General features: G+C 39.7%; 12 protein-coding genes and 1 tRNA gene. 4 read left to right on the plus strand and 9 right to left on the minus strand.

Going from position 1 to position 12592, the window contains the following annotated elements; genetic code table 11:
- Window positions 1-38: 38 nt before the first annotated feature.
- Window positions 39-479, minus strand: coding sequence for a nucleoside 2-deoxyribosyltransferase (locus tag FC56_RS06570; RefSeq protein WP_056978486.1), 441 nt, complete (start codon window positions 477-479; stop codon window positions 39-41).
- Window positions 480-860: 381 nt separating this feature from the next.
- Between FC56_RS06570 and FC56_RS06575 the strand changes: the two genes are divergently transcribed.
- Window positions 861-1487, plus strand: a complete 627-nt coding sequence (locus FC56_RS06575; protein ID WP_056978487.1) for a DUF3862 domain-containing protein — start codon at window positions 861-863, stop codon at window positions 1485-1487.
- Window positions 1488-1638: 151 nt separating this feature from the next.
- Here the strand turns inward: FC56_RS06575 and FC56_RS06580 are convergent.
- The 3 genes from FC56_RS06580 to FC56_RS06590 all read right to left on the minus strand — a co-directional run bounded on the left by FC56_RS06580 (window position 1639) and on the right by FC56_RS06590 (window position 4090).
- Window positions 1639-1711, minus strand: a tRNA-Arg gene (locus FC56_RS06580).
- Window positions 1712-1756: 45 nt separating this feature from the next.
- Complete coding sequence (locus FC56_RS06585; protein WP_056978489.1) at window positions 1757-3076, minus strand: DEAD/DEAH box helicase; 1320 nt, start codon at window positions 3074-3076, stop codon at window positions 1757-1759.
- A 12-nt stretch (window positions 3077-3088) separates the two neighbouring features.
- On the minus strand, window positions 3089-4090 hold the full coding sequence (locus FC56_RS06590) for a Gfo/Idh/MocA family protein (RefSeq protein WP_056978491.1): 1002 nt from the start codon (window positions 4088-4090) through the stop codon (window positions 3089-3091).
- A 127-nt stretch (window positions 4091-4217) separates the two neighbouring features.
- On the opposite strand from FC56_RS06590, the gene FC56_RS06595 reads away from it, so the two are divergent.
- A complete protein-coding gene (locus FC56_RS06595; RefSeq protein ID WP_056978493.1) occupies window positions 4218-4571 on the plus strand; it encodes a DUF4828 domain-containing protein in 354 nt (117 codons plus the stop codon).
- Here FC56_RS06595 and FC56_RS06600 read toward each other — a convergent pair.
- Together FC56_RS06600 and FC56_RS06605 are read right to left on the minus strand one after the other, a co-directional pair.
- Complete coding sequence (locus FC56_RS06600; protein WP_056978495.1) at window positions 4564-5334, minus strand: GH25 family lysozyme; 771 nt, start codon at window positions 5332-5334, stop codon at window positions 4564-4566. The two genes, FC56_RS06595 and FC56_RS06600, sit on opposite strands and share 8 nt — an antisense overlap.
- Window positions 5335-5354: 20 nt before the next feature.
- The gene (locus FC56_RS06605) at window positions 5355-6200 is read right to left on the minus strand and encodes a MurR/RpiR family transcriptional regulator (protein ID WP_056978497.1); all 846 of its coding nucleotides are present in this window, start codon (window positions 6198-6200) and stop codon (window positions 5355-5357) included.
- A gap of 242 nt (window positions 6201-6442) precedes the next feature.
- Here FC56_RS06605 and gntK point away from each other — a divergent pair, with 242 nt between their 5' ends.
- Window positions 6443-7993, plus strand: coding sequence for a gluconokinase (gene gntK / locus FC56_RS06610; RefSeq protein ID WP_056978498.1), 1551 nt, complete (start codon window positions 6443-6445; stop codon window positions 7991-7993).
- Window positions 7994-8048: 55 nt separating this feature from the next.
- On the plus strand, window positions 8049-9404 hold the full coding sequence (locus tag FC56_RS06615) for a gluconate:H+ symporter (RefSeq protein ID WP_056978500.1): 1356 nt from the start codon (window positions 8049-8051) through the stop codon (window positions 9402-9404).
- A gap of 121 nt (window positions 9405-9525) precedes the next feature.
- On the opposite strand, the gene FC56_RS06620 is transcribed toward FC56_RS06615, so the two are convergent.
- The 3 genes from FC56_RS06620 to deoD all read right to left on the minus strand — a co-directional run bounded on the left by FC56_RS06620 (window position 9526) and on the right by deoD (window position 12581).
- Window positions 9526-10827 carry a pyrimidine-nucleoside phosphorylase gene (locus FC56_RS06620; protein WP_056978502.1) on the minus strand — a complete coding sequence of 434 codons (1302 nt, stop codon included), beginning with the start codon at window positions 10825-10827 and terminating at the stop codon, window positions 9526-9528.
- 78 nt (window positions 10828-10905) lie between these two features.
- Entirely contained in the window at window positions 10906-11853 is a 948-nt protein-coding gene (locus tag FC56_RS06625; RefSeq protein WP_056978504.1) for a sugar-binding transcriptional regulator, read from the minus strand.
- Between the two features lie 11 nt (window positions 11854-11864).
- On the minus strand, window positions 11865-12581 hold the full coding sequence (deoD, locus tag FC56_RS06630) for a purine-nucleoside phosphorylase (protein ID WP_054671482.1): 717 nt from the start codon (window positions 12579-12581) through the stop codon (window positions 11865-11867).
- Between the last annotated feature and the right edge of the window lie 11 nt (window positions 12582-12592).

Genomic DNA, 12592 nt, shown 5'->3' on the forward strand with positions numbered 1-12592 from the left:
CCTAACTATACCAGTCCGACTCTACTTTTACTGTTAGCTTATAAGATTTCCCCGACGAACTCACCTTGGGGTAGTGTCTTGAAATCATAGGTAGCAAAATCCTGTGCTTGCTTGGTGTACCAGTGTAAACTTTCTGTCACCATTAAGTTCACACCTTCTTCTTTTTCTTGGAGAGCTAAGATGGGCTTATTACTCATTGTGGCCACGCCTAATTCATAAGCGGTACCAGAATCAATGTTTTGAGCCTCAAAATCTAAAACTGTCACAATAACATCAGCTGCTGCAATTTGATCCATATCTCGCTTAAAAATTTCTGCTGCCCATTCCTTACTAAACTGTTCGGATTGAGCATCTTGATGCAAACGTGGTGAATAAAAATCACTTACCGTTGGATTTTGTTTCAGGGCCTCTTCTACCCTTTGAACTCTGTCCACCTGTTCGGGACTAAAAAACGGACTTGCAATATAAATTTGTGCCATGGAAAAATTCCTCCGGTTAATAATTTTTCAACCCACTTCCCATAAAAAAAGGCCGGACTCCGCAAGGAATCCAGTCGTTAGGTGCACTACTGCTAGTGCTTTTTTATCGGACCCTTACTAGCCTCACAGGACTAAGTTAAAAGGAAATATTTGGTTGTTGTTAGCTATTATACGGATTCACCTAGTCATCGTCAAACTGATTAGCGCAATTAAAGTAGCATTAAACCGTTTTAGTTGTTAGTAACTTAGTTTTTAACTTCTTTTATTTATAAAAAATCATAAACCGTATTAATTGCAATAAAAAAATATTTAAATTATGATTTAACATGACCAGATATGGAAGTCATTAAAAGCTATTTATAATACAGGGGGATTAATATCATGAAAAGAATTGTTACCTTTACAGCAGCATTACTATCAGTTATTACCTTAAGTGCATGTGGGGCTAAATCTGCAACTTCCGATAAGACTTCATCGAGTTCCAGTAGTACCTCTAATACTAAATTAACAACTAAAAATGGACATACTGCTAAAATGCAAGATGCAATTGATAAATATAATCAGGTAAAAGTTGGTAGTGAATATAACAAGGGTAAGGGCGGAACTAGTGTAGAAAAGGTGAAAGCGATTTATGGTAATCCTGATAGCACTACCCATGCTAAAGTCGAAGGTACAAAAGAGAAATCTACCGTTTATAATTGGAAAAAAGTTGGTAATTCTAAAAATGGACTAACTATGTCTGTTGAATTTTATAGAGGTAAAACCATTTTTAAGAGTTACAGTGACTATAATGAAGCTCAAAAAATATCTAATACTAAGTATAAGACAATTAAAAAGGGGGCATCTTATAAATCTACATTACAAAAGCTGGGCACTCCAGTTGCTGAATCTGTAGTTAATTCTGGAATTAGTGGAGTTATAGTAACCAAATATTATAATACCAGTGGTAAAGAAATATTATTAACATTTGCTAATCATTCACTTTTATTTAAAGGAATGAGTAGGTAAAAACATAGCTCTTTTAGTTAATTTTCCAAGTTTAGGTATTAATCAATTTAACTCTTAATAAATAAGGTGGAACAAAAATCATATTACGATTTTTGTTCCACCTTATTTATTAAGAGGCCATTTTTGTTAAAGCCTCTGCTTTATAAGTAAGTGACCCCATCCGGACTTGAACCGGAATCAACCGCTTAGGAGGCGGGTGCCCTATCCAGTTGTGCTATGGGGCCAATACCTTTTAATTTTCTCATTTTTAAAACTAAATGTAAAGAAGATTACGACTGTTCTCGTTTGTGACGCATCCCTTTACGCTTAGAATGTTTCTTTTTATTGTGTTTCTTAGGGCTAACCGGGTTACTTGCAGTAACTGGTTTTTTTCCGGCAATTCGCACAGGTTTGTTATCATTAGTAGTTTTAGGCTTAGCTGACCGTTCAGAAACAGCGGCCTTATCAGTTGTCTTAACTACTTGCGAATTTGCGGGTTCCACGGTTGGTCTGTTAGTAGTTAATTGATTACCAGCAAAGTAAACTTTTACTGGTTGGTAACCTTGCGGACTAATCAAATGGTTTAATTCTCGCAAATCATGATCATTACCAAAACTCAACACCTGACCGCTAGCACCCATTCGACCGGTTCGGCCACTCCGGTGAACATATACCCGCTCGTCTTTAGGTAGGTCAAAATTAATCACCGCTGGTAAATCGGCAATATCCATCCCCCGTGCAGCCACATCGGTTGTCAGCAACAATCTTAATTTGCCATTACGGAAATCCGTCAATGCCTTTTGGCGATCCACTTGCCGTTGGTCAGCCGTTAATTCCCCAGCCGCAACGTGATTGTGGCGCAAGAACGCCGCCGTTTTCTTCAAGGTCGCTACTTGGTTAAAAAAGACCAATGCCTTAAATTTTGGCATGTGCAATAACCTCATTAGCATTTGCGCCTTCTTAGGATTAGAAACCATTAGCAATTCGTGGGTAACTTCTCCTTGAGTATCGTCAATCTCACGAACATCTAAGGTAGTTACTTCTGGAATAAACCATTTAGACAACTCCGCTAACACATCGTTAGTGGTGGCGGAAAAGAACCCTAGAGTCACCTCTGTTGGAGTGTGATCCACAATGCTTCTAACCTGATCCAGAGAATCTTCGCTCAACAAATTATCAGCTTCATCAACGATTACGGTAGTTACATTACTGGTCTTTAACCGCCCAATTTCGATCAAGTTTAAAATTCGGCCCGGTGTCCCCACTACGATCTGGGGATGCTTTTTCAACCGTTCCATTTGTCGCTTGATGTTCGCACCACCAATTAGTGAGAGTACTTTAATATCTAGTTGGGCTGCCCACTGACTCATGACCTGACTAGTTTGAGCTGCTAATTCAGCCGTGGGTTCCAAAATAATCGCTTGGGTGGTCTGTTCTGTCACAATTCGTTCTAATACTGGTACCGTGAACGCTACGGTTTTACCAGAACCAGTCGGTGCGATTCCTAAAACACTTTGTCCCTGTAACAGGGGTCCGTACACCGCCGTTTGAATGGCTGTTGGTTGTTGATAACCTAATTGAGTTGCGTAAGCTTGTAATTTTTCCTGCAAAGTAGTCTCCTGTTATTCTTCATCGTCCGGAAAGACCAAGTTAGCATCTTGACGTAAATTAAAGAGCACTTTATTTACGTTCATGCTTAATTGGAACCACCGGTCATAATCTAATTTATTTTGCGGATCATCTGAGTTATTAATTACCCGTTCAAAATCCTTCACTTCTGGATACATTGGGTTAACTTCGTCAACGTTACCAATGGTAGTTCTTTCACCTTCACCATTAACATAAACCACGTCGCCAATTTCACCAGCATCGTCAATTTCAATGGTATCTCTTAACCCGTAAATTTCTGATTGCATGTATGAATTGCTAGTCTTGCCAAAGTTTAAAACAACGTTATATTCTGGGTATTGCAAAATAGCAGTCCCCTTGCCATCAACTTCTGTACTAATAATTTGTGGGAAGTAAGATACTTCATCAGGCATCCCAAACAAAGTTACGGCATCATAAACGGTGTAAACCCCTAAATCTTGAAGCGCCCCACCAGCAAACTTCAATGAGAAGATATTAGGCACTTCTCCGTCTAACACCTTGTCATAGCGAGAAGAATACTTTTCATAAGTAAATTCCGCCCCTTGAATAACTGGCATTTTAGCTACTTGTTTTTCAATAGCCTTAAAGTTAGCAGTATGAATTTGGCGAGCAGCTTCGAAGAATAAGACGTTAGGTTTTTGTTTTAATAACGCTTCGATTTCTGCCATTTGTTTTTGATTAGTAAATGCGGGTTTTTCCACAATGATATGTTTATCAGCCGCAATTGCCAACTTAGCATATTTAAAGTGCAAACTGTTAGGCGAAGCAATATAAACAACGTCAAACGAACCATCGTTAAAGAAACGATCCAAGTCATCGAAAGTTTCCGCTGCATGGTTATGTTCTGCAAAGGCCTTAGCCTTGTCCATTGTTCGTGAATAGACACTGGTTAACTTGAAATCAGTGTTTAACTCCGTTGCATCAATAAACTGTTGAGTAATCCAATTGGTACCAATAATTCCTAATTTAATCATAGTTAGCCTCCTTCGATCTTCATATTTATATTGTATCAATGTTTTTTTATAAAGAATACTTCAAAGACCATATCTAGCAAATGTTTTTGGTACAATAAAGGGGAATTAATTGCAAAGGATGGTCGATATGCGAAGAAGAACGGTAATTTTATTTGTGGCATCATTAGTTGCGGGTTTACTCAAAACTCCCAAAAAACATAAGGAACTGCCTAATGGTAAAACTGACCCGCGTTTTTTTGTAGGTTCTTGGCAGTATACTGATCAAGAAAATCGACTCCATCATTTAACTATCAATCCCGATCTGGAATTAATAATTGATCAAAAACCAGTTAAGGGGAATGTGGAAACTATTAACGCCTATCAATTAATTTTCTTGGATGCGTTAGGCTACCATTTAATCATCAAAGCAAATGAAATCGGCCCCGTCGAATTTTTTGACGAAGCCGATAACGTTAATTATTCACTTAATAAAGCTAATTGACATTGGCGGACAAATATTGTTCCCACTTCAATTGATTACCATTAAATACGGCCTGAGTAAAACTTTGTTTAGTACCTGAAAGGTCAATCGTTGGTTTTCCCGGAACCGATAAAAAGCTGGCATCTCCATTGGGTTTACCTAATGTTCCATCAGAATACCAAAGTTGATATTTAGTTCCGATCTTAATCTCTAAGTGGTCTAACACTGATTTAGGTCCCCAAAAAAGTAATGGTCGTTGGTAGTAATGGGTCAATTGTTTAGCTAGCTTTATAATTTTTTGACTAGTAGCTTGCCAGTCCACGTTGTCATCAGAATAGGTTCCATAATAATCAATATACAACGCTATCGGTAAACTACCGGTGTTAGTTTTTACTTGATTAATTATATTATGGTACTGTGAGTTAGCAGTGCTGCTAAAACTAAACACATGATAAACTCCTACTGGCAGCTGAGCACCTTGACTACGAGAATAATTACTATTAAAGCTATCATCGCTAAAAGCTGCTCCTTGAGTAGCTTTTAGATAAACAAAATCTACTTGTGCTTTTTTTAAAGCATCAAAATCTACATAACCATCATTTTGGCTTAAGACTACCCCAGCAATGGGGTATTTTTTTAATTGCTGCTTTTCATAATATTTATATCCCAGCCAACCACCAATGGCCACCAATAAAATAACTCCAAGCAAGGAGTAAATAATCATTGACCGGCGCCTACGTTGATAAGTTTGAGTATAGATCGGTTGAATATCCTTGCGCCCCATCAGTTCATCACCTTACTACGTTACTTCCGGGTTTCACCTATGATCCGGTGGACATTTTGAATGGATTGCTCGGTATCGGGCCCCATCCGCACACTAGTCATCATAAATAACGTATCCACAATGGTTGTTTGGGCAATCAATGAATACATCCCTTCAGAACGATAATTAGATTCATCACTAGAAGAAATAAAGGTAATATCACTTTTTTCAGCTAGTGGTGATTCCGGATAACTGGTAATCCCAATTACGGTTGCTCCAGCCTCGTGTAACGTATCGGCTAGTTTTAACGTTTGCATGTTTCTTCCAGAGTGTGAAATCACAATTGCACAATCATCCTTAGTTAATTTTACCGCTTGCATCAACTGTACGTCAAAATCTGGGTAGTAAAAACAAGGAATAGGTGTTCTTAAAAATTTGTGATAACCATCTAATGCTGCTACTGAAGATCCCCCTAACCCAAAGAAGCCTAATGTATGACAGTTAATAATTCTTAAAACTGCTCGAGCAAATTCGCTATCTTCGATATTTTCTCTAGTATCTTGAATAGCTCGTTGAGCACTAGCAAAAATTTTATCAGCGATTTGGGGTAATGTATCGTCTGGATTTATTTCCTTAAATATAGGTAGATTTGATGGTCGTAGTTGAGTATAGGCTAATGCCAATGAAAACTCTCGGAAATTATTATAGCCTAGATTTTTTACCAACCGTGAAATAGAGGCGGTAGATGTTTTGGTTACGGCCGCCATTTCTTCAATATTTAGTTCTGAAGCTCTTTGGGGATTATTAATTACGAAACGAGCAATTTTTTTATTGGCCTTACTAAGGTCCTCAAAAGTCTGTTTTAATAACTGTATTGGAGAACTCATCGCGGTCACCTCTTTAATTTTTTTAATTTATGTAAATATTTTACAGCAAAACAGTTGAATTGTGAAAATTTTTTTCATATAATTAATTAAGCGCTTCAAAGTAAATTATTATTTTTAGTTTTCATGTTAGAATAAAGGTGCTTGTGAATCACCGGGAATTCCCGTTTTTTTTATCCAAATCGAGGTAACCGGTTTCACTTGCTACTATATCCTAATTTTTGAACGAGAGGATGGAATCAATTATGGAGTATATGTTAGGCGTTGATATTGGAACTACCAGTGTCAAAACAGTCCTTTACGATTTAGATGGAAAGGTACAAGGCTACTCAAACGATGGCTACGACCTTTATCAAGACACCCCAGATATGGCCGAGGAAGATCCAGAAGAAATCTTCTCCGCAATGAGCGAAGGAATTACCGAAATTTTAAGAAAAGCCAACGTTAAAAGTGGCGAACTTAAAGGAGTTTCTTTCTCATGTGCCATGCACAGTTTAATTTTGCTTGATGAAGATCACAAACCTTTAACTCGAGCAATCACTTGGGGAGACAACCGTTCAGTTCAATACGCTGACAGTTTGAAGGCTAGTCCTGAAGGAATGGAACTTTACCAAAAGACCGGGGTTCCAATTCACCCAATGACTCCCCTATCAAAAATGATTTGGTTACGCAATGACGAAACTGAATTATTTAACAAGGCCCGTTACTTCGTTGGAATTAAGGAATATATCCTCTACAAATTGTTTGGTCAATTAAAAGAAGATTATTCTATCGCCAACGCAACTGGTTTGTTTAACATTTACAACCTTGATTGGGACGATCAAGCTCTTGAAATTGCTGGTGTTACTCGCGATCAGCTTCCTGAACTAGTTGATACTACTTACCAACTTCATGGTTTGAAGGAAGAATACGCTAAAGTCTTCGGCATGGATTCAGACGTACCATTCATCATTGGGGCTTCTGATGGTCCGTTAGCTAACCTTGGAGTTAATGCTATTAAGCCTGGAGTTGTCGCAGTTACCATTGGTACTTCTGGTGCCGTTCGGGTTGTTACTGACAAGCCAAGAACTGATCCTAAAGCCCGGGTATTTTGTTACTACCTAGCTAAGGATATGTGGGTAATCGGTGGGCCAGTTAACAACGGTGGGGTTGTCTTCCGCTGGGTTCGCGACGAACTTTGTGCTCCAGAAAAAGTTACGGCAGAACAATTGCAAGTTGATCCATACGATTTGTTGACTGACATTGCTGCTAAGATTCCTGCTGGCTCAGACGGTTTGATCTTCTTCCCATACTTAGGTGGGGAACGGGCTCCAATTTGGGACGCCAATGCTCGGGGTTCATTCTTCGGACTTAGTCGTACTCATACCAGAGCTCACATGATCCGGGCAACTCTTGAAGGGATTGTTTATAACCTTTACACCGTTATGCTCGCCCTTGAAGAAGTAGTTGGCAAACCAACTAGCATCCAAGCTAATGGTGGCTTTGCTCGTTCAGAACTTTGGCGTCAAATGCTTACCGATATCTTCGAACAAGACGTTTCAATTCCAGAAAGTTTCGAAAGTACTGCTCTAGGGGCTGCTACTTTGGGAATGTACAGTTTGGGCTTGATTGATAGTCTTTCAGAAGTTTCTAAGTTTGTGGGAACTACTGTAGCTCACCATCCAAACCCAGAAAACTTCGAAGCATACCGGGAATTAATTCCAATTTATATTCGTTTAAGCCGTTCACTTCAACCAGAATATAAAAATATAGCTGAGTTCCAGCGGAGACATGACCGTAAAAAGGATGAGCTTTAATTAGGGATCTTGTTTTCGATATTAATATCATAAAGTCTGAAGGGAGACTTATATTATGAAGTTACTTGCCTTATTAATTGGGATCATCTTCTTATTAGTCCTAATTATTAGATTCAAGATTAACACTTTCGTAGCATTAGTTTTAACAGCTGCGGTTACCGCCCTCTTACTAGGTATGCCAATGCAAAATATTGCTACGTCAATTGAAACTGGTATCGGTGGTCAGTTGGGGGAACTATCGATGGTCTTTGGTTTTGGGGCCATGTTGGGCCGACTGGTATCTGATTCCGGTGGGGCCTACATTATCGCCAACACCTTGATCGAAAAATTCGGTCGAGCTCGTTTGCAATTAGCCGTAATGGTTGCCTCATTTATCCTTGGGATCGCCCTCTTCTTCGAAGTTGGGATGGTATTGTTGGTTCCTATCGTCTTCGCCATCGCGGTTGAGGCTGGGGTACCAATCCTATTTCTAGGAATTCCAATGGCCGCTGCCTTGTCAGTTACCCACGGATTCTTACCACCTCATCCTGCTCCAACTGCCATTGCCCAAGCCCTGGGTGCTAACGATGGTAAAGTCCTACTCTTTGGTTTAGTAGTTGCTATTCCAGCAGCTTACATTGCTGGTCCTGTATTTACCAAAGTTGCTGAAAAGTTTGCTCCTGACGCTTTTGAAGCTAAAGGAAACCTATCTTCTATCGGGGAAATCAAACACTTTTCTAAAGAAGAATCACCATCATTTGGTCTTTCTGTTTTAACCGCCCTCTTCCCAGTTATCTTGATGGCTATCACTACCGTTTACAAGATGACCGTTGAAGGTGGAACTACTCCTAAGAACCCATCTACTATGGATTCAATCGTTGCCTTCATTGGTTCACCAAGTATTGCAATGTTAATTTCATTAATGTTTGCAATGTGGGCCATGGGCTGGTCACGAAAGAGAACTACTGCTCAAATCATGGAATCACTTGAAAATGCCGTTAAATCAATTGCTATGTTGCTCTTAGTTATTGGTGGTGGTGGTGCCTTCAAGCAAGTTCTTATTGATGGTGGTGTTGGTAAAGAAGTTGCTAGCATGTTTGCTAATACTTCCATTTCACCATTGATCCTTGGTTGGTTAGTTACCGTTGTTCTCCGGGTAGCCTTAGGTTCTGCAACTGTTTCTGCCTTAACTGCTGCCGGAATTGTAGCTCCATTGATGGCTCAATCAGGTGTTGATCCTGCCCTCATGGTACTAGCAATTGGTGCCGGTTCATTAGCTGCTTCTCACGTTAACGATGCCGGATTCTGGATGTTCAAAGAATACTTTGATCTTTCAGTTAAACAAACTTTGCAAATCTGGACTGTTTTGGAAACTGTTATCTCAGTAGTCGGAATTATCATTGTTATGATCTTAAATATGTTCTTCCACTAAAATCTAAATTGCTATCATTCTAAGGAATCCAATTACTGGATTCCTTTTTCATTGGCTTTTGAGCCTTAAAAATCCCCCTTAACCGTTGTTAAACTGGTTAAGGGGGATTTAGTTTAATTAACTATTCAATGGTCTCATAGATCAATTCTGGCGCTTTTGCACTATCACTAATTTCGATGTTGTTATACAACAGTTCTTTAATATCCGCTACGTCTTCGCGGTTACTGTAAATTGTCAGTAGTGGTTCACCGGACTTTACACTATCGCCAATCTTCTTATTCAACATAATACCAACAGCGTAATCTAATTGATCATCAGCTTTTTGACGACCACCGCCAAGCAACATGCTGGCAATTCCCATTTCATCAGCTTCTAGCTTAGAAACGACTCCACTAGTTTTAGCTGAGAGTTCAATTTGGTATTTGGCTTGTGGTAACACTGCTTGAGGCGCATCCACTACGGTAGCGTCTCCACCTTGAGCAGCCACCATCGCTCTAAAGCGCTCTAGAGCTTCTCCATTATTAATCACGTCTAAGCACATTTGCTTTCCTTCAGCTACGGTTTGAGCTTTATGTCCCATCACTGCCATATAACCACCAATAGTGGTAATTAATTCAACCAAATCAGCAGGACCATTTCCCTTCAATAATTCAATCGATTCTTCGATTTCTAATGCGTTACCAATCGCTTTACCTAGTGGTTGATTCATATCAGAAATGATTGCCATGCATTGCATCCCTACTCCTTGACCAATATCAACAAGTGCTCGCGCTAATTTTTCTGATTCTGGTAAGGTCTTCATGAATGCTCCAGCTCCAGTTTTAACATCAATAATCAGTGCATCTGTACCAGATGCGATCTTCTTACTCATGATGGAGCTGGCAATCAACGGAATGGAGTCTACCGTGTCGGTTACATCTCGTAATGCGTAAATTTTCTTGTCCGCCGGTGCAATGTTGCCAGTTGCCCCAATAATTGCTAATTTTTCGTCATTTACCTGGCGTTTAAAGTCAGCTTCACTAATTTCTACCTGATAACCCGGAATGGCTTCTAACTTATCTAGGGTTCCGCCAGTGTGACCTAATCCCCGACCAGAAATCATTGGCACTGGAATACCCAAAGCAGCCACTACGGCGGCTAACGGAATACTAGTCTTATCACCAACGCCCCCAGTAGAATGCTTGTCAACTTTTACCCCCTCAATATCACTTAAGTCCAGGTGATCACCAGACTTCATCATCGTCATTGTCAGGTTAGATTGTTCTTCCTTAGTCATCCCGTTAAAATAAATGGCCATTAAAAAGGCACTAGTTTGATAATCTGGGATGGAACCGTCAACTACCCCATCAACAAAAAATTGAATTTCTTCTGGAGTTAATTCCTTGCCTGATCGTTTCTTGTCAATCACATCTACCATGCGCATAATAATCGCTCCTCTTTGTAATCGATTTCATTATTTCGTTAATAAAAACTCAATCCAAAATGAATTGAGCTTTATCAGTTAATCTAACGTTACTAATTTTTGAGCTAATAGTTGATCAATTACCGCACAATTAGCATATCCAGCTTTTAGGACAGCGTGAACGCCGGCGGCTTTAGCTACGCCGGTTGCAACTAGTATTGCATGCTCTTTTTGCTTTAGGTCGTCTAAGGCAATGCCGATTGTTCGTTCGTTAATCGCGGTACTGACAATCTCACCATTAGCATCAATGAATCTTGAGCAAACGTCTCCCACCGCCAGTTGCTGTAGTTCGTTTTTCTCAGATTCGTTAAAATATCCCAATTGAAAAATCAGAGCTTCGGTCCGAACAGTTCCTACAGTAAAGATAGCTACGTTAGCGTTTCTTCCCAGTTCCAAGATGTGGTTAATGTGACGGTCTTTTTCCACCATTTCCTTAGTGACCCGATTATCAAAAATTACTGGCAAAGGTAAAAATTCCGGATTACCGTGGTAAGCTGCCGCCAGTTCATTAGCACTTTCGTAAGCAAAAGTTTTTTGGTTAGAAAAACTAACACTTCCCTTTAACTGCACTACTTGCACCCCGCTAACGGATTGTTCTTCAATGTTTTCCGCTAGTAAATGGACGGTCTTACCCCAGCCAATTCCAATGATGTCACCCGGTTTCACCAAAGTGGTTAAAAACTCTGCCGCATACTGACCGTAACTGTTTTGAAACGTATTCTCCAAAGGATTTCCCGGAACCACTTTGATAGTAGCTCCGTACTTTTGGGAAAGTTGTTGAGCCAAGTTAGCTGAGTCTAATAGTGGATTGACAATTTCAATTTTAACGATTCCCCTGTCCCTAGCAAACTGCAATAATCTAGAAACCGTGGGACGCGAAATACCTAACCGGCTTGCAATCTGAGCCTGGCTTAAATCTTGTTGATAATACAATTCCGCTACTTCTTGACTTTGGACTAGTTTGTCCGTTTCTAACTTTTCGCTCACAATACATTCCCCTAGTCTTGCATATTGGCAATCGCCGTATCTAACGATAAGCGAATCATTTCATCAAAGGAAGTTTCTCGATCCTTAGCTGATAAACTTTCACCAGTTTGTAAATGATCACTAACCGTTAAAATGGTTAAAGCTCGAATATGATATTTAGCTGCTAATAAGTATAGACCTGCTGTTTCCATTTCAGTAGCTAATACTCCGTAATCAGTAAGTTTTTGCATGTCTAATTCATCGTTATAGAATCGATCAGCTGCAAAAATATTTCCCACCTTAACGTCTACATCATTAGCTTTGGCAGTTTGGTAAGCTGAATCTAATAATTCGAAGTCCGCAATTGGAGAGTAGTACACACCAGGACCAAAAGTATTAGCGATAATTGATGAATCAGTCGTTCCAGCTTGACCTAAAATAATGTCTCGCATTTTAACATCCGGACTCATGCCACCACAGCTACCTACTCGGTAAATGGTATCTACACCGAATTCCTTGATCATTTCAGTAGTGTAAATGGCTAGCGATGGAATTCCCATACCAGCTCCCTGGACTGAAATTTTGTGACCCTTATAGGTTCCGGTAAAGCCAAGCATGTTACGCACAGAACTGTAACAAACTGGATTGTCTAAGTAAGTTTCTGCAATATACTTAGCCCGCAATGGGTCTCCTGGCATCAAAACGGTTGAAGCAATATCTCCTCTGTTGGCACCAATGTGTGTACTCATGTTTTTGTCCT

Origin of the sequence: Lentilactobacillus senioris DSM 24302 = JCM 17472 (assembly GCF_001436555.1) — a bacterium.
Taxonomy (GTDB): Bacteria; Bacillota; Bacilli; order Lactobacillales; family Lactobacillaceae; genus Lentilactobacillus; species Lentilactobacillus senioris.

What these genes read in the sequence shown, in the direction of transcription:
- FC56_RS06595 (WP_056978493.1), top strand. Translation starts at nt 4,218, where the DNA reads ATGCGAAGAAGAACGGTAATTTTATTTGTGGCATCATTAGTTGCGGGT.
- gntK (WP_056978498.1), top strand. Translation starts at nt 6,443, where the DNA reads ATGGAGTATATGTTAGGCGTTGATATTGGAACTACCAGTGTCAAAACA.
- FC56_RS06590 (WP_056978491.1), bottom strand. Translation starts at nt 4,090, where the DNA reads ATGATTAAATTAGGAATTATTGGTACCAATTGGATTACTCAACAGTTT.
- deoD (WP_054671482.1), bottom strand. Translation starts at nt 12,581, where the DNA reads ATGAGTACACACATTGGTGCCAACAGAGGAGATATTGCTTCAACCGTT.
- FC56_RS06570 (WP_056978486.1), bottom strand. Translation starts at nt 479, where the DNA reads ATGGCACAAATTTATATTGCAAGTCCGTTTTTTAGTCCCGAACAGGTG.
- FC56_RS06605 (WP_056978497.1), bottom strand. Translation starts at nt 6,200, where the DNA reads ATGAGTTCTCCAATACAGTTATTAAAACAGACTTTTGAGGACCTTAGT.
- FC56_RS06615 (WP_056978500.1), top strand. Translation starts at nt 8,049, where the DNA reads ATGAAGTTACTTGCCTTATTAATTGGGATCATCTTCTTATTAGTCCTA.
- FC56_RS06620 (WP_056978502.1), bottom strand. Translation starts at nt 10,827, where the DNA reads ATGCGCATGGTAGATGTGATTGACAAGAAACGATCAGGCAAGGAATTA.
- FC56_RS06600 (WP_056978495.1), bottom strand. Translation starts at nt 5,334, where the DNA reads ATGGGGCGCAAGGATATTCAACCGATCTATACTCAAACTTATCAACGT.
- FC56_RS06575 (WP_056978487.1), top strand. Translation starts at nt 861, where the DNA reads ATGAAAAGAATTGTTACCTTTACAGCAGCATTACTATCAGTTATTACC.